This is a genomic window from Planomonospora parontospora (assembly GCA_014647935.1).
Lineage (GTDB): Bacteria > Actinomycetota > Actinomycetes > Streptosporangiales > Streptosporangiaceae > Planomonospora > Planomonospora parontospora.
The window spans coordinates 105,508-131,179 of record BMQD01000003.1; the positions used below are offsets into that span (position 1 = coordinate 105,508).

The 25,672-nt window shown below is 72.3% G+C and carries 21 protein-coding genes; 12 read left to right on the forward strand and 9 right to left on the reverse strand.

The features are described 5' to 3' along the window. The first annotated feature begins 43 nt into the window (after window positions 1–43). The 3 genes from IEZ07_RS05870 (at window position 44) to IEZ07_RS05880 (ending at window position 5,141) form a co-directional block, all read left to right on the forward strand. On the forward strand, window positions 44–3,016 hold the full coding sequence (locus IEZ07_RS05870; protein ID WP_191893850.1) for an ATP-binding protein: 2,973 nt from the start codon (window positions 44–46) through the stop codon (window positions 3,014–3,016). Window positions 3,017–3,082: 66 nt separating this feature from the next. Continuing rightward, window positions 3,083–4,435, forward strand: coding sequence for a MurT ligase domain-containing protein (locus IEZ07_RS05875; RefSeq protein WP_191893851.1), 1,353 nt, complete (start codon window positions 3,083–3,085; stop codon window positions 4,433–4,435). Continuing rightward, window positions 4,425–5,141, forward strand: a complete 717-nt coding sequence (locus IEZ07_RS05880) for a type 1 glutamine amidotransferase (protein WP_068896419.1) — start codon at window positions 4,425–4,427, stop codon at window positions 5,139–5,141. The genes IEZ07_RS05875 and IEZ07_RS05880 overlap by 11 nt, the downstream gene beginning before the upstream one ends. 96 nt (window positions 5,142–5,237) lie before the next feature. On the opposite strand, the gene IEZ07_RS05885 is transcribed toward IEZ07_RS05880, so the two are convergent. Continuing rightward, window positions 5,238–5,600 (reverse strand): DsrE family protein, encoded by a 363-nt coding sequence (locus IEZ07_RS05885; protein WP_191893852.1) that lies wholly within the window; start codon window positions 5,598–5,600, stop codon window positions 5,238–5,240. Between the two features lie 68 nt (window positions 5,601–5,668). On the opposite strand from IEZ07_RS05885, the gene IEZ07_RS05890 reads away from it, so the two are divergent. The 4 genes from IEZ07_RS05890 (at window position 5,669) to ygfZ (ending at window position 8,672) form a co-directional block, all read left to right on the forward strand. Then, on the forward strand, window positions 5,669–6,178 hold the full coding sequence (locus tag IEZ07_RS05890; RefSeq protein ID WP_191893853.1) for a heme-binding beta-barrel domain-containing protein: 510 nt from the start codon (window positions 5,669–5,671) through the stop codon (window positions 6,176–6,178). Window positions 6,179–6,208: 30 nt separating this feature from the next. After that, window positions 6,209–6,514 (forward strand): DUF2470 domain-containing protein, encoded by a 306-nt coding sequence (locus IEZ07_RS05895; RefSeq protein WP_084008224.1) that lies wholly within the window; start codon window positions 6,209–6,211, stop codon window positions 6,512–6,514. Between the two features lie 543 nt (window positions 6,515–7,057). After that, window positions 7,058–7,471 carry a Fur family transcriptional regulator gene (locus tag IEZ07_RS05900; protein ID WP_068896427.1) on the forward strand — a complete coding sequence of 138 codons (414 nt, stop codon included), beginning with the start codon at window positions 7,058–7,060 and terminating at the stop codon, window positions 7,469–7,471. A 217-nt stretch (window positions 7,472–7,688) separates the two neighbouring features. Next, window positions 7,689–8,672, forward strand: coding sequence for a CAF17-like 4Fe-4S cluster assembly/insertion protein YgfZ (gene ygfZ / locus IEZ07_RS05905; RefSeq protein ID WP_191893854.1), 984 nt, complete (start codon window positions 7,689–7,691; stop codon window positions 8,670–8,672). 174 nt (window positions 8,673–8,846) lie between these two features. Here ygfZ and dtd read toward each other — a convergent pair whose 3' ends face one another. Then, window positions 8,847–9,272, reverse strand: a complete 426-nt coding sequence (dtd, locus tag IEZ07_RS05910) for a D-aminoacyl-tRNA deacylase (RefSeq protein ID WP_191893855.1) — start codon at window positions 9,270–9,272, stop codon at window positions 8,847–8,849. Between the two features lie 68 nt (window positions 9,273–9,340). Here dtd and IEZ07_RS05915 point away from each other — a divergent pair, with 68 nt between their 5' ends. Next, window positions 9,341–10,291, forward strand: coding sequence for an asparaginase (locus tag IEZ07_RS05915; RefSeq protein ID WP_191893856.1), 951 nt, complete (start codon window positions 9,341–9,343; stop codon window positions 10,289–10,291). A 193-nt stretch (window positions 10,292–10,484) separates the two neighbouring features. On the opposite strand, the gene IEZ07_RS05920 is transcribed toward IEZ07_RS05915, so the two are convergent. Further along, window positions 10,485–10,640, reverse strand: coding sequence for a hypothetical protein (locus IEZ07_RS05920; RefSeq protein WP_191893857.1), 156 nt, complete (start codon window positions 10,638–10,640; stop codon window positions 10,485–10,487). A gap of 127 nt (window positions 10,641–10,767) precedes the next feature. On the opposite strand from IEZ07_RS05920, the gene IEZ07_RS05925 reads away from it, so the two are divergent. After that, window positions 10,768–11,022 (forward strand): type II toxin-antitoxin system Phd/YefM family antitoxin, encoded by a 255-nt coding sequence (locus IEZ07_RS05925; protein WP_191893858.1) that lies wholly within the window; start codon window positions 10,768–10,770, stop codon window positions 11,020–11,022. Beyond that, window positions 11,019–11,411: a type II toxin-antitoxin system VapC family toxin gene (locus IEZ07_RS05930; protein ID WP_191893859.1), complete on the forward strand. Its 393-nt coding sequence runs from the start codon at window positions 11,019–11,021 to the stop codon at window positions 11,409–11,411. The genes IEZ07_RS05925 and IEZ07_RS05930 overlap by 4 nt, the downstream gene beginning before the upstream one ends. Before the next feature lie 78 nt (window positions 11,412–11,489). Here the strand turns inward: IEZ07_RS05930 and IEZ07_RS05935 are convergent, their stop codons facing one another. Continuing rightward, window positions 11,490–13,166 (reverse strand): DUF2207 domain-containing protein, encoded by a 1,677-nt coding sequence (locus IEZ07_RS05935; protein WP_191893860.1) that lies wholly within the window; start codon window positions 13,164–13,166, stop codon window positions 11,490–11,492. Window positions 13,167–13,270: 104 nt separating this feature from the next. On the opposite strand from IEZ07_RS05935, the gene IEZ07_RS05940 reads away from it, so the two are divergent. Beyond that, window positions 13,271–14,356, forward strand: coding sequence for a neutral zinc metallopeptidase (locus tag IEZ07_RS05940; protein WP_191893861.1), 1,086 nt, complete (start codon window positions 13,271–13,273; stop codon window positions 14,354–14,356). On the opposite strand, the gene IEZ07_RS05945 is transcribed toward IEZ07_RS05940, so the two are convergent. Then, window positions 14,314–14,907, reverse strand: a complete 594-nt coding sequence (locus IEZ07_RS05945; RefSeq protein WP_191893862.1) for a hypothetical protein — start codon at window positions 14,905–14,907, stop codon at window positions 14,314–14,316. The genes IEZ07_RS05940 and IEZ07_RS05945 overlap by 43 nt on opposite strands. Window positions 14,908–15,425: 518 nt before the next feature. On the opposite strand from IEZ07_RS05945, the gene IEZ07_RS05950 reads away from it, so the two are divergent. Beyond that, on the forward strand, window positions 15,426–16,286 hold the full coding sequence (locus IEZ07_RS05950; protein WP_191893863.1) for an SGNH/GDSL hydrolase family protein: 861 nt from the start codon (window positions 15,426–15,428) through the stop codon (window positions 16,284–16,286). Here IEZ07_RS05950 and IEZ07_RS05955 read toward each other — a convergent pair. The 4 genes from IEZ07_RS05955 to IEZ07_RS05970 form a co-directional block, all read right to left on the reverse strand. Beyond that, window positions 16,276–17,925: an endo-1,4-beta-xylanase gene (locus tag IEZ07_RS05955; protein WP_191893864.1), complete on the reverse strand. Its 1,650-nt coding sequence runs from the start codon at window positions 17,923–17,925 to the stop codon at window positions 16,276–16,278. The genes IEZ07_RS05950 and IEZ07_RS05955 overlap by 11 nt on opposite strands. A 108-nt stretch (window positions 17,926–18,033) precedes the next feature. Then, on the reverse strand, window positions 18,034–19,608 hold the full coding sequence (locus tag IEZ07_RS05960; RefSeq protein WP_191893865.1) for a cellulase family glycosylhydrolase: 1,575 nt from the start codon (window positions 19,606–19,608) through the stop codon (window positions 18,034–18,036). A gap of 112 nt (window positions 19,609–19,720) precedes the next feature. After that, window positions 19,721–22,273, reverse strand: coding sequence for a glycoside hydrolase family 9 protein (locus IEZ07_RS05965; RefSeq protein ID WP_191893866.1), 2,553 nt, complete (start codon window positions 22,271–22,273; stop codon window positions 19,721–19,723). Window positions 22,274–22,441: 168 nt separating this feature from the next. Further along, the gene (locus tag IEZ07_RS05970; RefSeq protein ID WP_191893867.1) at window positions 22,442–25,381 is read right to left on the reverse strand and encodes a glycoside hydrolase family 48 protein; all 2,940 of its coding nucleotides are present in this window, start codon (window positions 25,379–25,381) and stop codon (window positions 22,442–22,444) included. Between the last annotated feature and the right edge of the window lie 291 nt (window positions 25,382–25,672).

The following is a 25,672-nucleotide window of genomic DNA, read 5'->3' on the forward strand; positions in this document are numbered from 1 at the left end:
TCGACCCCCCGGCCCGGAGCCGGGGGCCCCGGGTGGAGACCACATGCAGCAGCAGAGCGTATCCCGTCTTCCGCACACCCTGGCCGGTCCGTGGTACCGGATCCAGGCGATCGCGGCGCCTTCGCGCAGTTCGTCGGCCGAGTGGGACTTCGTCACCGTCCTGCCCGCCGCGCTCTCCGCGGCCCAGCGCGGGCGGCCCTTCGTGATCGGCTGGCTCTCCCGGGGCGCGGGCGCCCCCCTGGAGCTGCTCACCAACGCCGGGCCGCTGACCCCGCCGCGCGCCCCCCGCCGGGCCGTCACCGCCGAGCACCGGCGGACGGCCGAGGCCGAGCCGCTGCTGTTCCCCGGCGGCGCCCGCGGCGTGCGGATCGGCGACGAGTGGCTGCGCGACCTGACCGACCTCGTCTGGACGACCTGCCCGGGACGGCAGGCGCCGCCGCTGGGCGGCCGCCGCGAGGCGGACGCCGACGAGGTCAAGCGGCCCACCCTGTTCGAGTCCACGCTGGTCACGCTCATGTCCCGGCCGTTCGCCTGGCTGGTGGTGGCCGAGCCCACCGACCTGCTGGACGCCGAGGTGGCGCACCTGCGGACCCAGCTCAACGTGCTGCGGCAGTACGGCGACGCCTCCGAGCGCTCGCGCTACGACGCCGAGCGGGCCGAGCGGCGCATGCAGGAGCTCGACACCTTCCGCGAGGCCGGGCTCTGGAACGTGCGGGTGCTGGCCGGAGCGGCCGGGCCGGAGGAACTGCGGCAGATCGCCCCGGTGCTGGTCGGCTCCGCGGAGCTGGGCCACCACCCCTACCGCCTGCGCAGCGCGCTGTCCGCCCCGCCCTGCGGCTTCACGGACGCGCTCACGGCGACCGTGCAGGACCCCGCCGACGGCGCCGCCGCGCCCTTCGCCGCCACCGCCGGGACGCTCGCCGCGCTGGCCGGGCTGCCCCGCCGGGAGGTGCCCGGCGTCCGGGTGGTGGAGGCGGGCTTCTTCGACGTGACCAGCGAGGCCGACACGCCCGCCGGGGAGCCCTCGGTCGACCTCGGCACGATCGTGGACGGCCAGGACCGCGCGGTGGGCACGTTCCGGGTGCCGCTCGCCACCCTGAACCGGCACGCGTTCGTCACCGGGGCCACCGGCTCCGGCAAGTCCCAGACGGTCCGCCACCTGCTGGAGGAGCTCACCGGCGCGGGCATCCCCTGGCTGGCGATCGAACCGGCCAAGTCCGAGTACGCCGCGATGGGCGGCCGGATCGAGCACCTCGCCCCGGTGACCGTGATCAACCCCTCGGACCCCGACACCGTGCCGTTCAGCGTGAACCCGCTCGCGCCGGAGCCCGGCTACCCGGTCCAGGCCCACATCGACATGGTCCGGGCGCTGTTCATGGCCGCCTTCGACGCCGAGGAGCCGTTCCCGCAGATCATGTCGCTGGCGCTGCAGCGGGTCTACGAGGCCAACGGCTGGGACGTGGTCACCGGCGCGGCGGCCCCGGGGGCGGCCGTGCAGCCCGCCGTGCCGACCCTGGAGCAGCTGCAGCGGCACGCGATGGACGTGATCAAGGAGATCGGCTACGGCCGGGAGGTCCAGGCCGACGTCGAGGGCTTCATCGCGCTGCGGCTGCGCTCGCTCCGGGTCGGCTCGGCCGGGCGCTTCTTCGAGGGCGGCCACCCCGCCGACATCGGCGACCTGCTCCGGCGCAACGTCGTGCTCGCCATCGAGGACGTGGCCAACGACGAGGACAAGGCGTTCCTGATGGGCACGCTGATCATCCGGATCGTGGAGCACCTGCGGATGCGGGCCAGGTCGTCGAAGACCTCCGGGCTGCAGCACGTGATCGTGATCGAGGAGGCGCACCGGCTGCTCCGCGACCGGGGCGCGGGCCGGGCCAGCACGCACGCGGTCGAACTGCTGGCCGGCATGCTCGCCGAGATCCGCGCGTACGGCGAGGGCATCGTGGTCGCCGAGCAGATCCCCACCAAGCTGGTCCCCGACGTGGTGAAGAACACCGCGCTGAAGGTCGTCCACCGGCTCCCCGCCGAGGACGACCGCCGGCTGGTCGGCGCCGCGATGAACCTGAGCGAGGAGCAGTCCCGGCAGGTCGTCTCGCTCCAGCCCGGTACGGCGGCGGTCTTCGCCGACGGGATGGACCGCCCGCTCCGCATCCGGGTGCCGCTGGGCGAGGACCGCGAGCACCCGGCGCCCGGGCAGACCCCGCCGATCTGCGGGCGCCGCTCGGTGGCCTGCGGGCAGGAGTGCAGGAGCGGCCGGGCGTGCACGCTGGTCGAGATCCGCGAGGCCGACCTGCTCGCCGAGGCCCCCGAATGGGCCTGGCTGCGGATCTGGGCCGACACGCTGGTGCTGGCCTTCTGCGTCAACCGGCCCGTTCCGGGCGTGCCCCGGGCGCTGGCCGAGCTCTGGGCGGAGCTGCCCGCGCGCCGGCGCGAGTGCCTGCTGGCCACGGCCGTGGAGCGCGCCGTCGCCCGCCGGGCGTGGGCGCTGCGCACGGTCGCCGACCCGGCCCTGCTCACCGAGCAGGTCGCCGAGACCGCCGCCCGGCTGCTGGGAGCCGACCGCAAACCCGGCGAGCGGCCCGGGCCCACCTGGGTGATCCCGCAGGTCCGCTGGCTGCACGAGGTGGAGCGCCTCTTCCCCTACGGACAGGCCGCCCCCAACCCGCGCGGTCCCGCGCCGGCCATGGAGTACCCCCTGTTCGACCGCCCCGCGGGAGGCGAGGAGCTGCTCGGCCACCGCGCGCGGGCGCTCCGGCACCACCCCCTCTCCATGGAGGCGGACCGGAACCGGGCGCTCGCCTGGCGGGTCCTGCTGGGCGACGACGAGCACGAGGGCGTGGAGCGGGACGTGCTGACCGTCACGATCGGGATCGACCCGGCCGAGCGGCTGCGGCACGTCGCGCAGACGATGGGGGCGGGCTGGCTGGAGACCGTGCTGTCCTGGCCGAACCGGTTCGTGCTCCCGTTCGACGCCGAGTCCTCCGACTCGGTGGAGCTCGCCTTCACCGAGTGACGGGCGCGGATTCCGCGGCGTTCCCGCAGGCGGCCGCCCCGCCCATCCCCGGCTAGGATCGGCGGCATGACTCAGCTTCCGCTGCGGGCGCAGCTCGCGAGTGCTCTCGGCCGGACGGCCGCGACGCTGTCCCGGGCGACCGGACGCGGCGACGGATCGGTGATCGGCGGCCGGGTCGGCCTGGCCCTGGAGCCGGACCTGCTGCGCAAGCTCGCCCGCGACCGCAGGCTCGCGCTGGTGAGCGCGACCAACGGCAAGACCACCACGACGCGGCTGATCACCTCCGCCCTGCAGGAGCTCGGCGACGTCGCCACCAACGCCTTCGGCGCCAACATGCCCGCCGGGCACGTGTCCGCGCTCTCGTCGGCGAAGGACGCGCCGTACGGCGTGCTGGAGGTCGACGAGAAGTACCTTCCCGAGGTGATCGAGACCACCGGCGCGGGCGTGGTCGTCCTGATGAACCTCAGCCGCGACCAGATGGACCGGGCGGCCGAGATCTGGCTGCTGGCCCAGAAGTGGCGCCGCGCGCTGGTGGCCAGGAACACCCACGTGATCGCCAACGCGGACGACCCGCTGGTGGCCTGGGGCGCGTCCACCGCCGCCCGGGTGACCTGGGTCTCGGTCGGGCAGCCGTGGAAGGAGGACTCCTGGTGCTGCCCCGAGTGCGGCGGCCCGCTCGACCGGGGCGGGATGGACTACGTCCCGCCCGGCGGTCACGCGCCCGGCGTGGCAGTACGGCAGGCGGACGGGAGCGTCCCCGCGGCCCCGGGGTCCCCGGCGGGCCCGGGGGGGCCGGGCGGCGGGCTGGCGGAGAACGACTGGGCGTGCCGCGAGTGCTCCTTCCGGCGGCCCGCGCCGAGCTGGTTCCTCGACGGCGACACGGTGGTCGACCCCCGCGGGCAGCGCTGGCCGCTGGACATCCGGCTGCCCGGCCGGGCCAACCGGGCCAACGCGGTGGTCGCGCTGGCCACCGCGGAGGCGTTCGGCCTCCCCGTCCAGCGGGCGCTGCCCCGGCTGGCCGAGGTCACCTCGGTGGCCGGCCGCTACACCACGGTGGAGCGCGAGGGGCGTCAGGCCCGGTTGCTGCTGGCCAAGAACCCGGCGGGCTGGCTGGAGGCGTTCGACGTGCTCGACCCCGCGCTGCCTGTGATCCTCTCGGTGAACGCGCAGGGCCCCGACGGCCGCGACACCTCCTGGTTGTGGGACGTCGACTACCGGGTGCTGCGCGGCAGGCCGGTCTACGTGACCGGGGAGCGCCGACTCGACCTCGCCCTCCGGCTCGACGTGGCCGAGGTGCCGTTCCAGCTGACGGAGTCCTTCGGGCACGCGCTCGCGGTCCAGCCGCAGGGCAAGGTCGACGTGATCGCCAACTACACCGCCTTCCAGCAGATCCGATCGGAGTTCGGTCGTGCCGTCTGACAGTGTCCTGCGCCTTGTCTGGATCTACCCGGACCTGCTCAGCACCTACGGGGACCAGGGAAACGTCCTGGTCCTGGAGCAGCGGGCCCGGCGCCGCGGGATCGCGGTCGAGACCGTCCACGTACGCTCGGCCGACCCGGTGCCCGAGCAGGGGGACGTCTACCTGATCGGCGGCGGCGAGGACCGGCCGCAGATCCTGGCGGCCGAGCGGCTGCGCCGGGACGGCGGGCTGCACCGGGCCGTCGCCCGGGGCGCCGCCCTGCTGGCGGTCTGCGCGGGCTACCAGATCATGGGCAGCACGTTCGGCGGTGAGGAGGGGCAGCCGGTGGACGGCATCGGGCTGCTCGACATCGCCAGCGGCCGGGGCGCCGCCCGCGCGGTCGGCGAGCTCGTCGCCGAGGCCGACCCGGCGCTCGGAGTCCCGACCCTGACGGGGTTCGAGAACCACATGGGCGTCACCAGGCTGGGACCGGGCGTGCGCCCGCTCTCCCGCACGGTGGTCGGCACCGGGAACGGCGACGGGACCGAGGGCTGCTATGCCGGGAGGATCGTCGGGACCTACCTGCACGGTCCGGCGCTGGCGCGCAACCCCGGCCTGGCCGACCTGCTGCTGACCTGGGCGGTCGGCGCGCAGCTCCCGCCGACCGACGACACCTGGTTCGAACGGCTCCGCCAGGAGCGGCTCACCGCGGTCCGGCCCGCCTGATCCGGCTCACCGGGGTCCGGCCTGCCCGGTCGATCGGCCGGGCAGGCGGGGCTTGCCGGCGGCCCGGAGCGGTGGTCGCCGGCCCGCCGGTGGGCGTCAGTAGACGAGCGCCTGGACGCCGTCGCCGAGGGCCTCCTCGACGAAGGTGGGGGCGCCCGCGATGCGGACCCCCTCGATCACGTCGTCCACCGTGATGTCCCGCCGGGCCGCGCACTGCGTGCACAGCGTCACCCGGCCGGCGGCGAGCACCGCGTCGAGCAGGTCGCCGAGCCGGGCCGCGTGGGGCAGGGTGAACTCCTCGGCCCGCCCGGGGAGGGCGAACCACGACGCCTCGCCCGTCAGCCAGAGGGAGACGGGCACCCCGCTCGCCAGGGCCGCCGCGGCCACCGTGAACGCCTGGTTGCAGCGCTCCGGGGCGTCCGCGCCCGCGGTCACTTTGATCACCAATGATCGTGCCATGCTCGAAGACTATTCGGGCCCGGACCACCGGCGCGAGCCAGGTCCGGCCGGGCCTACCCTTTATGGCTATGGACGTTCCTGAGCTGCATCCCGACCTTGAGCCGATCGCCTTCCTCGTGGGCCGGTGGGAGGGCGCCGGGGTGGGGGGATACCCGACGATCGAGAGCTTCAACTTCGGTCAGGAGATCGTCTTCGGGCACAACGGCAAGCCGTTCCTGACCTACACCAGCCGCACCTGGTTGCTGGACGAGGCGGGCGCCAAGGTCCGCCCGCTGGGCACCGAGACCGGTTTCTGGCGCCAGCTGCCGGACCGCCAGCTGGAGGTCTGCCTGTCGCACCCGACCGGCATCGTGGAGATCTACGTCGGCGAGGTGGTCTTCCACAAGATCGAGCTCCACACGGACGTGGTGGCCCGCACCGCCACCGCCAAGGAGTACACCGGCGGCCACCGCCTCTACGGCCTGGTCAACGGCAACCTGATGTGGGCCTACGACATGGCGGCCGTGGGGCAGGGGCTCCAGTCGCACATCTCGGCCGAGCTCAAGCGGGTGGGCGACTTCGTGCCCGACACGGACTGAGAGCAGGCGAGGGCCAATACGATGCCGGACATGAGCACCCCCTTCACCCCCGACGTGGTCGAGGCGATCAAGCGCCACATGAACGACGACCACGCCGACGACGCGCTGCTGATCGTCAGGAGCCTCGGCGGCAGGCCCGAGGCGACGGCCGCGACGACGTCGGACGTGGACGCCGAGGCGATCGAGTTCGCCGCGGTCGTGGACGGTGACGAGGTCACGGTGCGCGTTCCGTGGGGGAGGACGCTGACAGAGCGGGCCGAGGTCCGCCGGGAGGTCGTCCGCCTCTACCGGGAGGCCTGCGCGGCCCTCGGCGTCCCGGCCCGCGGCGAGCACTGAGGCGCCGGAGGCCGGGCACAGCAGGCGGGTCCCGGGGCGCCGGAAGAAAAAAAAGAGAACCCCGGGCTCGCTCCTCCGCTCGAGGCGTGAGGGCCGGATGGACCAAAGACGGGATATGCCCGCCCTCCGGCAGCCCGGGGTTCCGGTGATTGTCGTGGATTCGCCGAACGTCGCGAGACGTCCGGACAGAGTCCGGAGTCGCGGCGTCCTAGCGGACAGCCACCTCGCTAGCCCAAGTATGATCAACCATTGTTTGGACCACCTCCCTTCTGCGTGATTCGTACGCTATGCGACCGCTTCCGGGTTGGGCAAGTAAATATTCGCCAAGTGGGTTTCCGCTGGTGAAAGCCTTCGAAGTCGCCGCTGGAGGAGGTCCGGGACGACCGGACGGGCGGAGGGCGCGGAGCAGGCGCGCGGGACCGTGGATCCGGCGGGCGGAGGGCAGGGACGGGCGGGACCGCGGATCCGGCGGGCAGAGGGCACGGGGCCGGCTTCAGGTGATGATCAAGAGGGCTGGGCCGGGGCACGGCATAGAATCTCGCCATGACCGAGACGTCGTGGCATGAGGAACTGCGGGCGCGCGGTTATCGGGTCACCCCGCAACGCCAGCTGGTGCTCGAGGCGGTCAAGTCGCTGGAGCACGCCACCCCGGAGGAGATCTGCACCCGGGTGCGCGAGACCGCCCGCGGGGTGAACATCTCGACCGTCTACCGGACCCTCGAACTGCTCGAGGAGCTCGGCATGGTCGCCCACAACCACCTCGGGCACGGCGCGCCCACCTACCACCTGGCCGCCGACGCCGACCACGTGCACCTGGTCTGCCGCGGCTGCGGCGACATCAGCGAGGTCAGCCCGGAGCTGGTGCGGGCCCTGGTGGACGGGCTCGACGCAGAGCTGGGCTTCGCCACCGACGTGCACCACCTGACGGTCTTCGGCCGCTGCCGCAAGTGCCGCTGAGAGCTCCCGGGCCGCTGCCGTGAGCCGCCCGCGGGCCCATGAGCCGTGGGCGCGGCCCGTCCGCCCCGGATCCGCGAGCCGCGGTCACGCGCCCGCCGGGGGCCTGCGGGCCGCGTTTCCGGACGACGCCGGGGGCCTGCGGGCCGTGGCTCCGGACAACGCCGGGGGCCTGCGGGCCGCGGCTCCGGGCGTCGCCGCGGGCTCGTAGGCTTGGGGCATGCGAAGCCCTCTGCTGGACACCCCCGGCGCGGTCGCCGCCGACGCCCCCGACGACGGCGTCGCCGGACACTACGGTGACCTGTTCGCCGAGCAGCGCGCCTTCCTCGCCGGTGAGGCGATGGTCGACCGGAGCAACCGGGAGGTCGTCAGGATCTCCGGGCCCGACCGCCTGAGCTGGCTCAACAGCCTGAGCTCCCAGAAGCTCGACGACCTGCAGCCGGGCCGGGCGACCGAGACGCTGCTGCTGGACGCCCAGGGCCGGGTCGAGCACCACCTGGTCCTCGTCGACGACGGCGAGGCCGTCTGGGCGCACGTGGAGCCGGGCACCTCGGCCGGCCTGGTCACCTTCCTCGACAAGATGCGGTTCATGCTCCGGGTCGAGGTCGTAGACGTGACGGACGCCTACGCGGTGGTCTCCGTGGCCGACCCGGCCCGCCTCACCCCGCCCGCCGGGGCGGTCGTCGCCGGAGGCGACGTGCTGCTCCCGCGCGACCTGCTCCCTGATCACCTCGGCCTGCGGCTCGCCGGACTCTGGGCCCACGAGGCGCTGCGGATCGAGGCGCACCGCCCCCGGCTCGGCTTCGAGACCGACCACAAGACGATCCCGCACGAGGTCGGCTGGATCGGTACGGCCCTGCACCTGAACAAGGGGTGCTACAAGGGCCAGGAGACCGTGGCGCGGGTGCACAACCTCGGCCACCCGCCGCGCCGGCTGGTCTTCCTGCACCTGGACGGGAGCGCCGACCGGCTGCCCCGGCGCGGCGCGGCGGTGACCGAGGGCGGGGCCGAGGTCGGGTTCGTCGGCGGCTCCGCCCGCCACCACGAGCTCGGCCCGATCGCCCTGGCCCTGGTCAAGCGGACCGTGCCGGTGGACGCGCCGCTGGAGGCCGACGGGGTGGCGGCGGCCCAGGAGGTCGTCGTGCCGCCGGACGCCGGGCGCAACGTGCAGATCGACCCGGCCCTGCGCCGCCGCATCCGCTGACCCGCTGACGGAACGCCGAGAGGGCCGCTTCCCGCTCAGGGAACCGGCCCTCCTTGCCTCCGGCCCCCTCCGGCCCTGATCCGCCTCCTCGGGACGCGGCCCCACCGCTTTCGGAGGCGTTCCCGGGCTTCCCGGTCTCCGGATCGTCTCCCGGCGTCCTGGATCCGCCGGGAGTCAGACCTCCAGGATCAGCGTGATGGGACCGTCGTTGGTCAGCGCGACCTTCATGTCGGCGCCGAAGACACCCGTCCCGACGCGCGCTCCCAGCGCGCGCAGCTCCGCGCAGACGGCCTCGACCAGGGGCTCGGCGACCGGTCCGGGGGCCGCCGCCTGCCAGGTGGGGCGGCGTCCCTTGCGGGCGTCGCCGTACAGGGTGAACTGGCTGACCACGAGCAGGGGCGCGCCGATGTCGGAGCAGGACTTCTCGCCGTCCAGGATCCGCAGTCCCCAGAGCTTGGCGGCCAGCCTCGCCGCCTCGGCCGGGGTGTCGGTGTGCGTCACCCCGACCAGCACGAGCAGCCCCGGCTCGTCGATCGCGCCGACGACCGCCCCGTCCACCGTCACCGACGCGGAACTCACCCGCTGTACCACCGCACGCATGCCCCCATCATCCCGCGCTCCGGGTGCTCTCTAGACTCTGCGCGGGCTCTGCACGAAAGGGGACAAAGGTGTCTACAGGGTCGTTGGTCGTCGAAGTGGTCCGTTCGGGGTTCGTGGAGTCCACGCACCGGGCGCGGATGCTGGCCGTCGCGGCGGACGGTTCCGCGGTGCGGGTGCACGGGGCGGTGGACGCGCTGGTCTCGCCGCGCTCGTCGATGAAGCCCTTCCAGGCGCTCGGCATGGTGCGCAGCGGCCTCGCCCTGGAGGGGGAGCTGCTCGCGCTGGCGTGCGCGAGCCACGACGGGGAGGCGTTCCACGTGGACGGCGCCCGCAGGATCCTCGCCGGGGCCGGGCTGGACGAGGACGCGCTGCGCTGCCCGGAGGACCTGCCCGGGGACGCGGCCTCCCGCGAGGAGGTGCTGCGCTCGGGCGGCGGCAAGGCGCGGATCTACATGAACTGCTCCGGCAAGCACGCGGCGATGCTCGCCACCTGCGCGGCCAACGACTGGCCGCTGGAGACCTACCTCGACCCCGCGCACCCGCTGCAGCGGGCGATCCGTACCGCGGTGGAGGAACTGACCTGCGAGAAGGTCGCCGCCACCGGCGTCGACGGCTGCGGCGCCCCGCTCTTCTTCGTCTCGATGACGGGTGTGGCCCGGGCCTTCCGCGCTCTCGTGCTGGCCGAGGCCGGCAGCCCCGAGCGGCGCGTCGCCGACGCCTTCCGCGACCACCCCGAGTGGACGTCCGGCACGACCCGCCCCGAGGCCCGGCTGATGCGGGCGATCCCTGGATTGCTGGTCAAGGCCGGGGCTGAGGCCTTCGACGCCTTCGCCTTCGAGGACGGCCGCGCCGGCGCGGTCAAGATCGAGGACGGCGGTCAGCGCGCCCGCGTGCCCGTCACCGTCGCCGCCCTGCGCGCTCTCGGCCTCGACGCCCCCGAGCTCGCCGACCTCGCCGCCGGCGTCCTGTACGGCGGCGGCCGCCCGGTGGGCGAGATCCGCCTGGGCGGCAGGCCGTAAGGCCCCGATCAGCGACAGCGGAGTGCAGGGCCGCGCCGCGGACCACGGTGACCTCGACGCGGCGGCGGCCATGGCCAGGGCGGTCCGCCGGATCCGCCGGTGCCGGTGGGCGCGCCGTACGGTCTGCTGGGCGAGGCCGGGAGGAGCGCCGAGCGCCGAGGTCTCCTCGATCATGGCCTGGCGGAGTTCGTCCTCAAGATTCAGCACGGGGCAACGCCTCCTCGCGGAGTTCGACGCCGGACAGGGAGTCGGGCGCGGGGGTCTCCGGCGGCGCCTGGGCGGGCAGGATCCGCAGCAGGTTCGTCCCGCGCGCCGCGACGGACTCGGTGAGCCCCCGATGGCCGCTCACGCGGCCGCCTCCGCTCTCATGCCCGTCCATACGCCCGGCCGGGACGGGAGGTTGCCCGGCGTCTTCGCTTCATGAGGCTTATCGACTTTCTTGCTACGCTCGTAGCAAGAGTTCTACAGTTAGGTTCATGACTGCGATTCCCGCACGTGAGCTGCGGAACAACACGGCCGAAGTGCTGCGGCGTGTCGAGGCCGGTGAAGAGATCGAGGTGCTGAGGGACAACCGTCCGGTGGCGAAGATCATTCCTTTCCCCCGCCGCAGCCGCTGGCTGCCCGCCACCGAGATCGGGGGAGAGCTCGCCCGCCTCGGGCCGGATGGGACGGGCTGGGCCGAAGAGCTGCGGGAGACCCTGTCCGGAACCACTGACGATCTCCCGTGGTGAGTCCTCAGCGGGCGCTGGCCGATACATCGATCTTCATCGGCCTGGAGGCCAGCCGGTTCGATCGCGAGCGCTTCGCCGACTACGAGTGGGGGGTTTCGGCGGTCACCCTGGGCGAGCTGCGTCTCGGGGTGCTGCAGGCACGGGATCCTGAGTCGGCCGCCCGGCGCCTTTCCACCTATCAACTGGCCCAGCGCTTCGAGCCGCTACCGGTCGACGAGGCCGTTTCCGAAGCGTGGGCGCTGCTGGTCGCGCGATTGCGGGTGGCGGGTCGCAGGGCTCCGATCAACGACAGCTGGATAGCGGCGACCGCCCTGGCCTATGACATCCCTGTGGTGACCCAGGACGCGGATTACGACGAGATGCCCGGCGTGAAGGTCGTCAGGTTGTGAGGCCATGAGCCCGTACGGCGGAGCGACGGTCCTCCGGGCCCGGCCGGTCGCAGAGGCCGTACGGCCGGGCCCGGACGGTCAGAGGGACCGGAACTGGCGGGTGGTGGAGATGGCGCCGGAGGTCGTCATGGTGAAGGTGCGCATGGAGTCGGCGAACTTCGACAGGTCCCACTCGGCAGGGCCGTGGTACCAGTACAGGTGGTCGGCCTGCTGCCCGTTGCCGGTGACGGAGGAGACCACGCGGGCCCAGCGGTCCACGCAGTCGAAGATCACGGCGTAGGGCAGATAGCGGGAGAACAGCTCCACCCGCTGGGCCGCGGGGACGTCCGCGCCGAGGTCGGCGGAGGAGAGATATTCCCGGAAGCCCAGGGTGTGGGCGAGGGCGGCGGCGCCCTTGGCGGTCTTGGCGGGCATGTACTGCCCGCCGACGGCCAGCGCCGCGCCGGCGATGATCAGGGCCAGGCCGAGCAGGCCGTACGTGGTGAACCAGGCCAGCGCCACGGTGGCGAGCACCCCGGCGAAGGTCAGCGCCACGCCCAGGGTAGTCCAGCGGGTGCGGACGGTGTCGGGGCGGCGGGCGAACCAGCCCTGGGTGACCACGTCCCGGTAGAGCGCGGCGCGGACCTTGCCGAGTTCGGCGCCGAAGGAGCCCTTGAGCTCCGAGAGCAGCACCGCGTCGCGACCGTGGAAGACGGCCTCGTAGAGCGCCCGCTCGTACGGCAGCAGCGAGCCGACGGGGGCGCCGGGCAGCCGGACCAGCGTCCAGTCCGGGGTGTCGTAGGTCTGCCGGGGCCGCTCGTCGATCCGGATGTAGCCCCGCACGGCCAGGTCCACGATGGTGGCGGTCACGTCGATCACGTCGGCCTGCTCGTCCATGAGCGTGCCGATCTGGCCGGGGCGCACGCCGTCCGGCGGGGCGAAGTGGCCGTTCTCGACCGGGCGGAGCGAGCCCGACTCGTGGCCGACCACGCGGGCGTCGCGGCCGCGGGTCCAGTAGAGCAGGCCGAGGCCGCCGAGGAGCAGGACCAGCAGGCCGGCCAGCGCGCCGCCGGTGACGGCGTTCAGCGTGAAGGCGTTGGACAGCTCGAAGCGGCGCTCCAGCACGGGCGCGCCGGTGGTCGCTCCGGCCGGGTAGCCGACGACGACCGTCAGCACCTCGCCGGCGCCGAGGCCCTGCTGCTCGAACTCCGCGCTGGTCCCGGTGTGGTCGAAGGACGCGGCGGTGCAGGCCACCGCGGAGGCCAGCACCCCGGCGAAGCAGGACAGGTTCTGCATCTGGGCGGGCCCGGTCACCTTGACCGTGGCCTGCTCCACCGGGACGGACCAGCCGCCCACGGCGTACCAGCGCAGCTCCTGGATGTCGGCCAGCGGGGTCACCGCACCCTTGACGTCGTACTCGATCGTCGCGGTGCCGGAGCCCTTCAGGGTGATCGAACCGCCGGAGAGCGTGCCGTCGCCCTTGAACCCGGTGACCTGGTAGAGCCGGTCGTTGCCGTCGTCGTAGCGCGTCCGGTCGACGAGCGTCCGCTTCGGCGCGGCGCCGGTGAACTCGACGGTCTCCTTGACGTGCAGCACGCCGTCCTGCCGCAGTTCGAGCTCGACCACGTCGCTCTTCACCGTGTCGGCCCAGGCGGACGCGGCGCCCGCCGTACCGGCGAAGGCCGGGGACAGGCCCGCGGCCAGGGCCAGCACGGCCGCCGCGACCAGGCTTCCGGCCGCGCGATGGGCCGTCCGATGAAAGAAAGATCCCGCCATGGCTCGGCAGCCTATCGAGAACCGCGGGGAAGTGACGGACCGCCCTATTACGATTTTTCGGTCAATAACGGCATGTGGTGGTCTATCCGCTAGATTGCCGCGCGGTGATCCAGTCTTCCCCGAGAGGCGGTCAGATGCGCCCGCGCCGGTCGAGCCCCCTGGTCTTCGGTGTCTTCGGCGTCCTCGCGACGACCTTCACCGCCGTCGTGCTGGCAGCCGCACTGGCCGGTGGCGACGAGGCGGCGGTCCCCGCGGGCCCGGGAACCGCGCCGACGGCCACCCAGCGGGCCGTGCCCACCCCGACGGAGCGGACGGAGGTCGAACCGCCGGCCTTCAACCCGCCGCGCAAGCTCGACCTCGGCGCGCTGGGCGAGTCCGAGATCGCGCTGGCGGGCGGGAGCCCGGCCGCGGACCGGCGGGCCGCACGCAGCGCCATGGCCGTCGACCTGCGGTACATGCAGCGCTCCCAGACCGGCGCCCGGCTGAAGCGCAACCCGTTGTACGGCACCGGCATGATGCGCCCCACCACCTGCCGGGCGCCGCGCCCCTCGACCCAGGCGAGGGACATGCTCGCCTTCCTCAACGCGACGACCGGCTGCCTGGACCGGGCCTGGGCCGCCAAGTTCTCCCAGGCGCGCGCGGTCTTCCAGCAGCCCCGCCGGGTCTTCTGGTCGCGTCCGGGACGCGGCCCGTGCGGCAGCTACCCCGCCTCCGGCGCCGCCGCCTACTACTGCCCCTCCAACCAGGGGATGTACATCGGGTTGTCGCACCTGATCCAGCAGACCGGCCGGATCGACCCGGCGAGCAACCACGTGCCCTACCTGTCGGTGCTCGCCCACGAGTACGGTCACCACGTGCAGTCCATGGCGGGGATCGGCGGCGCGTGGTGGTGGGAGGTCTCCAACAAGTCCAAGAGCGCCCAGAACGCGCACTCCCGCCGGTCGGAGCTGCAGGCCCAGTGCTTCGCCGGGGTCTTCATGCGGACCGTCCGGGTCCCGCTCGGCGTCACCGCCGCCCGCTGGCAGGCCGTGCTGGAGATGGAGTACAGCCGGGGCGACGACCAGAACGGCCTGGGCCTGCGTGATCACGGCAACGGCCAGAACTTCGCCGGGTGGCTGGACCACGGCTGGAAGTACGCGCGGCCGGGCTACTGCAACACCTGGACCGCCCCCGCCTCGCACGTCGGCTGATCTCCGGCCTCCCGCACGCAGCCCGCGGCGGGACCGCCGCGGACCCGGTCCGGGCCGTCGAGGCGTGCGGCCCCCGGGTCGGCGACCACGGTGAGGAACGCGACCGCGCTCCAGACCAGCAGGGCTCCGGCGGACAGCTCCAGGACGAGGCTCGCCCAGCCGGTCCGCCCGCGGTCCGCCCGGCCGCGTCCCCAGCCGGTCCGCCCACCGCCCGCCCGGCCGCGTCCCCAGCCGCCGGTCCCGGTCCGGTGGTCCCCCCGGTCAGGGGTCCGGACGTGTGTCCCGCCGGGGCCGTCGGCCGTCCGGTCCGCGGCGGCGACCGCCGGGTGATGGGCCATGCCGAGGGCGGCGAAGCCCAGGGCGACGGAGACGAGCACCAGGGGGGCCGAGGCCCCGGAGGCGGCCGGGACGAAGCCGGCCAGGACGGCCGCGCCGCCCGCCAGGAGCGACGCCAGGCCGAGGCCGCCTCCCGGCTGCGAGCACCGGGAGGTGCGGTCCGGGCGGGCGGGATGGGGGCGGGGATCCGGCGGCAGGCCGTGAACGCAGATCATCGATCGCCTCCGGCGCGGAGACGCCGGCCCTCGGGCCGGGGAGGGGGTGCGGAGCGATCCCGCATGGTCGTCTCCTTTGTCGTGGTCGTGGTCGTGGTCGTGGTCGTGGCCGGGCGTGGTCGCCCGGTGGGGCGGGCCGCGCCGGCGGGCGCCGGCTCGTCGGCCCGGGCACCGGCTTGACCCTCTCCCGTCGAACGTATTACGGAGTGTTGACGGCTTGTCACCCGCCGGGGTTGCCGTCTCATGGCGAACACATTGGCGTTTCCAGGGCCGTGCGGTCCGTTTTCTCAGCTAATAGATAGATATTTCCGGTCGTTTTGAAAGGTAAATTCTTTCGTTCCGGATCACCGCGACCGGGTGGCCGTGCCTGACTAGAATGCCGAATGCTCAAGGCGGTCCCCCGGGGTGGCCGTGACCGCGGATCCACTCGTCATGAGGGTGTCCGGTGGAGGTCACGGGCGTGACGCACGCCCCGGGAGCCGCGTTCACATCAGCGGTCCACGGTTCTCCGAGGTGGCATGCACCGGCTTTCACGGAAGCGGCGCGGAGCGTTTTCCTCCGCACTCGCCGTGGCGCTCTGCTGCCTGCTTCCGGGATGCGCCCCGGCGGTGGGCGGGGCGGCGCCGGAGGGCGGGCGGGAGACCGGCGGGCAGGCCGCGGCGCGGCCCATGGCGGCCCGCGCGGCGGCTCCGGTGGTGATGGTCGTCGGGGACAGCTTCACCGTCGGGTCGGGCCCGGTCGAGCGCTGGGAGAGCTACGCGGCCAGGAGCGCGCGTGAGCTGGGCTGGCAGCTGATCACCGCGGGGATGGGCGGGACCGGCTTCGTCAACCCGGGACGGGTGGGCCGGACCTTCCACGACTCCTTCGCCCGGGAGCTCGCCTGGCGGCCGGCGCCCGACCTGCTGATCATCTCCGGCGGGCACAACGACCGCCGCACCCGGCCGGGGGAGGTCTACGAGGCCGCCGCGCGGCTGCTGAGAACGGTCGCCGGGCACTGGCCCGGCACCCGGGTGGTGGTGGTCGGCCCGCTGTGGATGGGGGCCGCGCCGCGGTGGGCCTACGGCGTCAGGAACGCCGTCGCGCTCGCCGCGGAGAGGGCCGGCGTGCCGTTCCTCGATCCGCTCGGCATGCGCTGGGGCCGCGGGCTGACCCTCCCCGACGGCGTTCATCCGACGGGCGAGGGCCACGCCCGCATCGCCCGCTGGCTGGTCGCCTCCCTGCGGGAGCGCGCGGCCCGTGAGGGCGGACGGCCTGCGCGGGCCGTCCGCCCTCACGGTGAGACGCGAATCTCCCGCCCTGACGGGTGGGGCGCGGGCCGTCCGCCCTCACGGGTGAGCGGCCCGCGCGTCCCGGCGGCTGGGGTGCGGGTCAGGAGATGACGGGGGTGGGCGGGGTGCCCGAGCCGTTCCAGGAGCCGATGAAGCCGAAGGTGGTGGAGCCTCCGGCGCCGATGGTGCCGTTCCAGGCGGCGTTGGTGAAGGTGTGGGCGCCGCCGCTGCCGGAGCGGACGGAGCTCCAGTTCTGGCTGATGGTGACGGTGCTGGGGAAGGTCAGGGTGGTGCGCCAGGAGGTGACGGGTTCGGCGCAGGTGATCGTCACCTCGCCCTGGAAGCCGCCCGGCCAGGAGTTGGCGGTGCGGTAGGCGGCGGTGCAGCCGGTGCCGGTGCCGGGTCCTTCGAGGGTGGTGAAGGTGGTGGTCTCGGAGGCGGCGGAGGTGTTGCCGGCGGCGTCGCGGGCGACGACGTGCACGGTGTAGGCGGTCTCGGGGGTCAGGCCGGTGAGGGTGGCGGAGTTTGTGGTGGTGGAGGTGAGCCTGGTGGTGCCGCGGTAGACGTCGTAGCCGGTGACGCGGACGTTGTCGGTGGAGGCGGTCCAGGTCAGGGTGGCGCCGGAGGAGGTGATCGCCGAGGCGGCCGGAGTGCCGGGCCTGGACGGGTCCTCGGTGTCGTCCGGGTCTCCGGGGTCTCCGGCGGCCAGGGCGTCGTGCACCGCGGTGTAGGACGCCTTCTTGGCGTAGTTCTCGTCGTAGATCAGGGCCGCGCCCTCACCGGAGAAGGTGTCCGGGACCCAGGAGTGCTTGTCGGTGAAGCCCCAGATCGTCACGCCGGAGCAGCGGCTCACCGCCAGGCAGGCCTTGACCACGTTGGAGTAGTAGGTGGCCTGCGTGGCGTCCTTGGACGAGCTCCGGGGCATCTGCATCCGGACGTCGATCTCGGTGACCCGGACCTCCACCCCCAGGTCGGCGAAGCGCTGCATGTTCTCCTGGATGTTCGGGAAGCCGTACTGGATCGCCAGGTGGGACTGGAAGCCGACGCAGTCGACCGGCACGTTCTGCGCGCGCAGGGTCCGGACCAGGTTGTACATGGCGGTGCTCTTGGCGTTGACGCCCTCGACGTTGTAGTCGTTGATGCAGAGCTTGGCGTCGGGGTCGGCCGCCTTGGCGTACCTGAAGGCGTCGGCGATGTAGCTCTCGCCGAGCCGCTGGTACCAGAACGAGTTGCGCAGGCTGCCGTTCTCCTCGAAGACCTCGTTCACCACGTCCCACGACTTCAGGGCGGGGTTGCTCGCGTAGCGGCCGGCGACCCTGCTGATGTGGTTCTGCATGGCCGAGCGCATCTCGGTGGCGCTGAGGCTCTGCACCCAGTTCGGCGTCTGGTTGTGCCAGACCAGCGTGTGCCCGTGCACCTGCTGGCCGTTCTGCTCGGCGAAGGCCATGATCTGGTCCGCGCCGCTGAAGTTGAACTGGTTCGGGCTGGACTCGGTGGCGTCCCACTTCATCGCGTTCTCGGCCGTGATCTGGTTGAACTCCGTGGCGGCGATGTTGCGGTAGGCCGTCTCATTGGCCAGCGGCGAGGTGGCGAGCGCGGTGCCGATGAACTTGCCCTGCGCCTCGGCGTGGACGCGCAGCGGCGACGACGCCTGCGCCGGGGAGGCGGGCAGGGCGACGACCGCGGCGGCCGGGAGTACGGCGAGCGCCCCGGTCAGGACCGCTCGGCGGAGTCTGGACAGTGCAGGCATGGTGTTCCTTTCCCGGTGGTGCAGAAACTTGCTGATTGGACCCGAAACTTTCGGAGGCAGGTCTAGGGGAGGGGGTACGGCCGGGCGGGCCGTACCCCCTGGGAGGGGTCAGGAGAAGGCGGGGGCGGGCGGGGCGCCCGAGCCGTTCCAGGTGCCGATGAATCCGAAGGTGGCCGAGCCGCCGGCCGGGACGGAGCCGTTCCAGGCGGCGTTGGTGAAGGTGAACCCGCCGCCGGCAGCCGACATGGTCGAGCTCCAGTTCTGGGTGATGTTCACGCCGCCCGGGTAGGTCAGCGTGACCTTCCACGAGGTGACGGCGCTGATGCAGTTGATGGTGACCTCGCCCTGGAAACCGCCCTGCCAGGCGTTGACGACCTTGTAACCGGGTGTGCAGGCGCTGCCGCCGGGTCCGGTCAGAGTGGTGAAGGTGGTGGCGGCCGAGGCGGCGGAGGTGTTGCCGGCGGCGTCGCGGGCGACGACGTGCACGGTGTAGGCGGTGTTGGAGTTCAGGCCGGTGAGGGTGGCGGAGTTGGTGGTGGTGGAGGCGAGCCTGGTGGTGCCGCGGTAGACGTCGTAGCCGGTCACGCCCACGTTGTCGGTGGAGGCGGTCCAGGTCAGGGTGGCGCCGGAGGAGGTGATCGCCGAGGCGGCCGGAGTGCCGGGCCTGGACGGGTCCTCGGTGTCGTCGCCGGAGCCGCCGCCGTAGATCTTCGCCTCGACGGCGGTCTGCGCGATGCCGTCGGGGCCGTTGAACAGCCGCCGGCCCCAGCTGGTCAGCTTGTTCACGTCGAAGCCGGTGACCTGGTCGAGATACTCGACGCCGCCGCCGTTGCCGCTCCAGGACCAGCCGAAGTAACCCAGGCCGCGCGACTGCGCCTGGGCCATGATCGTGTCCTCGTCGGGGTTTCCGTCGGAGTGGTCGTGCCCGAACTCGCCGACCACCAGCGGCAGGCCCGCGGTCCTGAAGGCGTCCATGTAGGCGATGACCTCGGCGGAGGTGTCGAACACGCCGTACATGTGGATGGAGAAGATCGTGTTCTTGTCGGGGTCGGCGGCGGCCACGGTCTTGGCGTTGTCGCGCATGGTGAAGGACCAGTCCTGGCCCCAGTTGGGGGCGTCGACCATGAGCGCGTGGTCGAACCCGGCGGTGCGCATGCGCTTGATCGCGTTGGAGGTGGCCTCGGTCCAGCCCGGGGTGACGGCGTTGTTGCCGATCGGCTCGTTGCCGATGTTGATGATGACGTAGTCCTCCTGGCCGTCCAGCGCGCTCTTCACACCGACCCAGTAGTCCACGGCCTGGTCGAGGGTGTAGGCGCCGCCCTGCTCGCCGTACCCGGTGGTGTCGTGGTTCTCCAGCACGCAGATGAGCTTGTTCTGCTTGCACAGCGAGACGACGTTCGCCACGTCGGCGGTGTCGTTGGGCGTCCAGCGGCCGCCGCTCAGCACCACGCGCACGGCGTTGGCGCCCAGCGACTTGATGCCGGCGAAGGAGGCCGTCTGACTCGTGTACCAGGTGTGCGCGTGGGAGGTGCCGCGCAGGACGAGTTCGCTCCCGTCGGCTTCGACGATCTTCGTTCCGCTCACGTGGATGCCGGTGGCGGCGTGGGCGGGCGCGACCGCGACGATCGACGGGACGACGAGTGAGATGAGGAATGCGGCGAGGACCGCCAGTCGTGCTCTCATTACCTGCCTCTGGTGGGGATGGGGGGACCCGGCCGGGCGGAGGGGTCCACTACGCCCGGCCGGGGGCTCTGAGGCCCGCGGAGCCGGCGGGACGGCCGGCTCCGCGGGCTCGTCAGCTCGCGGTGCAGGACACCGGCGACGGGACGCCGTTCGCGCCGCCCCGGCTCGCGGTGAAGCCGAACGAGGCGGACGCGTTCGGGGCGAGCGCGCCGTTCCAGGCGACGTTCCTCACCGTCACGTCCGCGCCCGTCTGGGTGTGCGCGCCGTTCCAGAGCTGGCTGATGACCTGGCCGTCCGGGAACCGCCAGGTCACGGTCCAGCCCTTGATGGCGGCCGTGCCCGCGTTGGTGACGGTGACCTCGCCCTGGAAGGCGCCCTGCCAGCTGTTGCCGACCTTGTAGACGGCGGTGCAGCCGCCCGCCGGGGCCTCCGTGGTGGTGAACGAGGTGCTCTCGGACGCCTCGGAGGCGTTGCCCGCCGCGTCCCGGGCCACCACGTGCACGCTGTACTCCGTGGCCGGGGTCAGGCCGGTCAGGTCGTAGGAGGTGCCGGAGGCGGTCCCCACCTTGGCGGTGCCGCGGTAGACGTCGTAGCCGGTGACGCCCACCTCGTCCGTGGCGGCGGTCCAGGTCAGCCTCGCCGTGCTCCCGGTGACCGCGGAGACGGCCGGCTTGCCGGGCCTGCTCGGCGGGGTGTCGTCGTCCACCGGCGGCGGCTCGTCGCCGGGCGGGTTCCCCCAGATCCGCTCGGTGCCGGAGTAGACGGTGATGTTGTCCACCCGGACCGGGGTCGCGCCGGGAGTGGTGACGACGCCCTTGTACGACCAGTCGTTCGACGGGTCCCAGGTGCCGGAGGAGGCGAGGCGGAACTGCACCTCGCGCCGGTGCTGGGACTGCCCGGCCGGGGAGATCGAGGTGCCGGAGCAGTCGATCGTGACGTAGTAGGTCTTGCCGGACAGCAGGGTCGGGCCGGTCGGCGGCTTGCACTGGGTGTAGGCCGAGCTGACGGTGATCTGGCTCGCCGTGGTGTCGCCGTCGAGGGTGAAGTAGTAGCGGAAGGAGCCGTCGGTCAGGTTCCTGGCCGGCCAGGCCGACTGGTTGCGGACGATCGCCTTGATCTCGGTGAAGGCGCTCCCGGAGGCGTTCACCCCGGCCTCGATGAAGATCTCGGGGCCGTCGGGGCTCTCCTTCGCGGGGAAGCCCGCCGCCGGGGACCCGCCGTACTCGCCGTACAGCCGCGCCAGCGCGCTGGTGAAACCGGCGTTGTAGTCGGTGGCGACCTCGTTCATCACGTAGTCGTCGCGCCTGTCGGTGTAGGCGTCGTCGGGGTCGGGCGGGCCGCCGACGAGCGCGCCGTACAGGGTGTGGCGGGTCTCGACGGGGTTGGTCTGCTGGTCGGTCCAGGAGCCGTGCGCGGTGCGGTGGTGCGGGTTCTTCGGCGGATTGGCGCCGAAGCCGACCACGTAGGAGGACCTGCGCGGGTTGTCGCCGAGCGCGTAGTCGATCTGGCGCTTGGCGAAGTCGTGGTAGCGCGCCTTACGGGTCGCGTCGGTGATCGAGTCGGCGTGCACCAGGGCCGCGAACGAGGTGTTGGCGGCGTAGCGCAGCGACCCCCACCGGTCCAGTACGGCCTGCCCGCCGGGCGAGTACCTGATCTTCTGCCCGTTCACCCCGACCGTCCAGTAGTCCAGCCACCGGTTGGCGTCGTCGAGGTAGCGCTGCTTGCCGGTGAGCTTGTGCAGCAGCACGTAGGAGCCGTAGGACTTGTCGTCCCAGGCGATCGTCCACTTGTAGGACTTCGTGGTGCTCTGCGGCTCGGTGCCGAGGTTGTCGTAGTAGGACTCGGCCTTGGCCAGGTAGGAGGCCTCGCCGGTGGCCCGGTGCAGCCAGATGGCGCCCCAGACCAGCTCGTCGTTGTAGCCGCTCCAGGAGTTGTAGTAGCCCTGGGCGTCGGTGATGCACTCGCTGTACTTCTTGCGCACGGTGTCGGCGAAGGCGTACAGCTCCCGCGCGTGCTTGACCAGCGTGTCGGCGTAGGCCGCGTTCGTCGGGCGGAAGACGATCGAGGAGGCGGCCATCGCCGCCGCGGTCTCCCCGGCCAGGTCCGATCCGCCGCAGGTGGCGTCGATCTTGTAGGCGGGCCGCTCCATCTGCATCGCCTCGGCCGGCCCCCACCAGGCGTGGTCCTTGCCGCCGTGGCCGACCTGCCCGTAGAGCACGTTCGGAGACGGGTGGGCCTTGATGAAGTAGTCGTTGACGAACTTCAGGTTGTTGAGCAGGTGGGTGAGCTGCCCGGAGTCGGCGTACGCGTCGCGGTACTCCACCGCGCCCCAGGCCAGCATGGTCGTGGTGAACGCCATCGGCAGGCCGAACTTCACGTGGTCGCCCGCGTCGTACCAGCCGCCGGTCAGGTCGAGCCCGGCGTCCTTGCCGTCGTCGAGCGCGGAGTCGCCGCGCCAGCTCACCCGGTTCCAGTCCGGCAGTTTCCCCGACTGCTGGGCCTCGTAGAACCAGATGGACTTCTGCAGCGCCTCGCCGTAGTTGAACTCCGCCGCGGCCGAGGACGCAGAGGACGCCGAGGACGCAGAGGACGCCGCGGCGGTCGCGGCGGGCACCGGGACGGCCGCCAGGGCCGCCAGCGCGAGCACCGCCATGGATCTCTTCATCGGTGGGGGGTGCCTCTCGGAGAGAAGGTGGTGCCCGGGACGCGGCGGCAGGTCAGGGATGCCGCCGCGCCCCGAGGTCTTTCAGGTGCCGGGTCCGGAGTCAGGGGCCGGACCCGGCGTCAGGGGGTGTAGGGGATCTCAGGGGGCCTCAGGGGACCTCAGGGGGCCTCAGGGGAACAGCCGGCCGTACTCGGCGAGGGCGACGGCGACGTCGACCTGCGCCCAGAAGCGGTGGTACTTGAAGGTCGGCGCGGGGCCGGTGCCCTTCAGATAGGCGTCCACCTTCGGCCAGTCCGGGTCGTTCTTGTAGAAGGAGCGGATGGACAGGAAGGTCGAGTTGCTGTCGATCACGTCGCCGTTGGGCATCTTGCCGGTCCAGCCCGGCGGGACGTAGACCGGGTCGTCGAGGCGGTTGTAGTCGGCCTTGGTCTCGACGGTGGAGACGCCCTTGTCGTCCTGGTTGTTCTTCCACATGCCGTCGAGCAGGCCCTTGGCGACGTTCTGCGCGTTCGTGTCCTTGGCCCTGGCCGCGTAGTACATCAGCACCTTGGCGTAGGAGCCGGCCACGCCCACGTCGGTCGTGTAGTCCCTGATGCTGACGTGCAGCCCGGAGTTGGAGCCGGGGCTGGCCGGGTTCCAGGTGTCGGGCTGGCCGGTCCACACCAGCGTCGAGGGCATCTGGTAGGTCCCGTCGGCGTTGATCGTGGTGTTGTCGGTGGCCCACTTGACCCACTTGTCCAGCACGACCTTGGCGTCGGCGTTGCCGGTCGCGTAGTACAGCTCCGCGACCCGCTCCATCGACCACGCCTGGAAGCCGAACCACTGGTTCGACGGCGGGTCGTGGTAGACCGGCTGCCAGTCGTAGGCCATGCCGTAGAAGGTCGGCAGGGTCGACGGCGGGCTGGCGTAGTGGCCCTGCCAGCTGTTGGTCGCGCCGCCGGCGATCGCGCCCTCGGACGACTGCAGCCAGCGGTAGAACTCCATCTGCCGCTTGGTGCTGGTGGTCCAGTCCTGGACGGCGGTCGCGCCCTTGGGCTTGAGCGCGTCCACGCTGGACAGCACCCAGGCGGCCATCGGGTTCTGGTAGCCGGAGTGGTTGTGGCTGGAGCCGATCCGCCAGGCCCAGCCGGCGGCCGGGTCGGCCGCGCCGCCCCAGGCGTAGTACCAGCTCAGCAGGTAGGAGGCGCTGTCCTTGCCGGTGCCGGCCGCACACGAGGTGCTGGTGCAGCCCTGCTTCTTGAAGTACTTGTCGTACATCGCGTAGCGCAGGTAGTCGCCCATCTTCGCGGCCTTGGAGACCGTGGTGGAGATCTGCGACTCCTTGCCCTGCTCCTTGGCCCAGGTGTGCGCCCAGTAGGCCACCTGGACGGCGCGGGCGTCGGCGTCGGGGGCGTTGGTGTACTTCCACTGCTTGGCGTAGGAGGCGTCCCCGGTGAACAGGTCCAGGAAGCCGTTCTTGCCGCCGTGCGCGAACGTGTCGCAGGACGGCTGCGGGATGGTCTCGAAGACCGACTCCTCCGGGCCGCGCTGGTAGGTGTTGATGTAGGCGGGCCTGGTCGTGCCGTCGCCGCAGCGGCCGAAGCCGTAGGTGTTGTCGACGTCCAGCAGCCAGTGCATGCCGTACACGTCGCTGGTGCCGTAGGCGCTCTTCAGCTCGCCTGCGATCGGGTCCACGCCGACCGAGACGCCGCTGTCCAGCTTCGACGGGTACTGCTTGATGTCGTCCCACTCACCGGCGTAGGTGGCGGGCTTGGCCGGGTTGTAGAACGAGTTCGTCGGCTGGTCGGCGGTGGAGGGGATGATGTACTTCTCCAGCGAGGCCCAGGCCTCGTTGAACCTGCTCCAGTCGCCCGTCACCTTGCCGTAGGCCGCCTCCAGCCACAGGTAGTAGCTGTAGGCCTCGGAGGTGGTCTCGTGCCCGTGGTCCGGCGCCTCGACCATGAAGGTCTCGACCGAGTGGTACGGCACGCCCTCGGGCGAGAAGTAGCCGTTGGCCGGGTCCTTGATCTTGTTGTACATCGTGGTGAAGCGCTTGATGTACTCGTTGTCGCCGCCGGTGGAGTCGTTGTCCACCTCGGTGGCGGACACCTTCGCCGCGGTGTGGCCGGTGGCGCTCACGGTGAACTCGGCGCTGCCGGAGGCCTGGTCGGCGTCCTCGGCGGCCTCGATCTCCACCGTCTGCGCGGTGTTCCAGTTGGCCGGGGTGAACGTCAGCGAGGCGCCGGTGCCGACGGACAGGTCGGCGTCGCCGGAGGTCCGGGCGGTCGCCACGGTGACGTTCGCCGACGGGGCCTTGGAGAGCTTGACCGAGACGGTCTCGGAGTCGCCCTCGGGGACGGCCACCGAGGCCGGGCTGACCACCACGGCGGGCGCGCTGTCCGGCGAGACGGTGATCCCGACCGGGTCGGAGGTCTTCGCCAGGCCCTTGTCGTCGGTGGCCTTCGCGGTGAGCGAGTAGCTGCCCGCCGCCACGCCGGTCCAGTTGTAGGCGTACGGCGCGCTGGTGTCGCTGCCCAGCAGCGTGCTGCCGTTGTAGAACTCGACCTTGGCCACCGTGCCGTCGGAGTCGGCGGCGTCGGCGGTGATCTCCACCGTGGCGGGCGCGGTGAAGGTCGCCCCGGCGGCCGGCTTGGTGAGCTTCACCGACGGGGCCTGGTTGACGGGGTCACCGCCGCCGCAGGTGGTGCCGTTGATCGTGAAGGCGGCCGGCTTGGGATTGCTCCCCGACCAGCTGCCGTTGAAGCCGATGCTGGTGGAGGCGCCGGTGGCGAGCCTGCCGTTCCAGTCCATGCTCTTGGCGGTGACGGTGCTGCCGCTCTGCGACCAGGTGGCGCTCCAGCCCTGCACCAGCTTCTGCGAGGCGTTGGGGAAGTCGAAGCCGAGGGTCCAGCCGTTCAGCGGGTCGCCCAGGTTCTTGATCGTCACACTGGCGGTGAAGCCGCCCTGCCAGTCGTTGGTCGAGTAGGCTACGTCGCACGAGACGGCCGCGAAGGCCGGCGAGGCCGCCAGGGCGGTCGTCGTGCCGGCCGCCAGGCTGAGCAGCGCCACGGCCGCGACCCGTCTCCGGAGTCGTGGGAGCGCTCCCGCTCTGATGGGGGATCTGTACATCGAAAAGGTCCTCCAGGGGTGGACCCGTCGTGATTCCGCTGGTGACGGCCTCGCGTCGGATCGGACAGGGGAGAAGATGGGTGGGAGCGCTCCCAAACAGGATTCTGGAGTCCGCCCCCCGGATGTCAATGGCGTGTATCCCCGGTTACACCGGCGTTTCGTGTCAAGGGGCGGCAGGCTGCGGCGATCCCGCGGGGGTGATTTCCCGCCCGTGAAACTTTCAGCCGAGCGCTTGCTCTGCCGGTGGTGCGGCGTCCCGCCTCCGGAGTCCGGAGCCGGGACGCCGCACCG

What these genes read in the sequence shown, in the direction of transcription:
- IEZ07_RS05870 (WP_191893850.1), top strand. Translation starts at nt 44, where the DNA reads ATGCAGCAGCAGAGCGTATCCCGTCTTCCGCACACCCTGGCCGGTCCG.
- IEZ07_RS05875 (WP_191893851.1), top strand. Translation starts at nt 3,083, where the DNA reads ATGACTCAGCTTCCGCTGCGGGCGCAGCTCGCGAGTGCTCTCGGCCGG.
- IEZ07_RS05885 (WP_191893852.1), bottom strand. Translation starts at nt 5,600, where the DNA reads ATGGCACGATCATTGGTGATCAAAGTGACCGCGGGCGCGGACGCCCCG.
- IEZ07_RS05890 (WP_191893853.1), top strand. Translation starts at nt 5,669, where the DNA reads ATGGACGTTCCTGAGCTGCATCCCGACCTTGAGCCGATCGCCTTCCTC.
- IEZ07_RS05895 (WP_084008224.1), top strand. Translation starts at nt 6,209, where the DNA reads ATGAGCACCCCCTTCACCCCCGACGTGGTCGAGGCGATCAAGCGCCAC.
- IEZ07_RS05900 (WP_068896427.1), top strand. Translation starts at nt 7,058, where the DNA reads ATGACCGAGACGTCGTGGCATGAGGAACTGCGGGCGCGCGGTTATCGG.
- ygfZ (WP_191893854.1), top strand. Translation starts at nt 7,689, where the DNA reads ATGCGAAGCCCTCTGCTGGACACCCCCGGCGCGGTCGCCGCCGACGCC.
- dtd (WP_191893855.1), bottom strand. Translation starts at nt 9,272, where the DNA reads ATGCGTGCGGTGGTACAGCGGGTGAGTTCCGCGTCGGTGACGGTGGAC.
- IEZ07_RS05925 (WP_191893858.1), top strand. Translation starts at nt 10,768, where the DNA reads ATGACTGCGATTCCCGCACGTGAGCTGCGGAACAACACGGCCGAAGTG.
- IEZ07_RS05935 (WP_191893860.1), bottom strand. Translation starts at nt 13,166, where the DNA reads ATGGCGGGATCTTTCTTTCATCGGACGGCCCATCGCGCGGCCGGAAGC.
- IEZ07_RS05945 (WP_191893862.1), bottom strand. Translation starts at nt 14,907, where the DNA reads ATGATCTGCGTTCACGGCCTGCCGCCGGATCCCCGCCCCCATCCCGCC.
- IEZ07_RS05950 (WP_191893863.1), top strand. Translation starts at nt 15,426, where the DNA reads ATGCACCGGCTTTCACGGAAGCGGCGCGGAGCGTTTTCCTCCGCACTC.
- IEZ07_RS05955 (WP_191893864.1), bottom strand. Translation starts at nt 17,925, where the DNA reads ATGCCTGCACTGTCCAGACTCCGCCGAGCGGTCCTGACCGGGGCGCTC.
- IEZ07_RS05960 (WP_191893865.1), bottom strand. Translation starts at nt 19,608, where the DNA reads ATGAGAGCACGACTGGCGGTCCTCGCCGCATTCCTCATCTCACTCGTC.
- IEZ07_RS05965 (WP_191893866.1), bottom strand. Translation starts at nt 22,273, where the DNA reads ATGAAGAGATCCATGGCGGTGCTCGCGCTGGCGGCCCTGGCGGCCGTC.
- IEZ07_RS05970 (WP_191893867.1), bottom strand. Translation starts at nt 25,381, where the DNA reads ATGTACAGATCCCCCATCAGAGCGGGAGCGCTCCCACGACTCCGGAGA.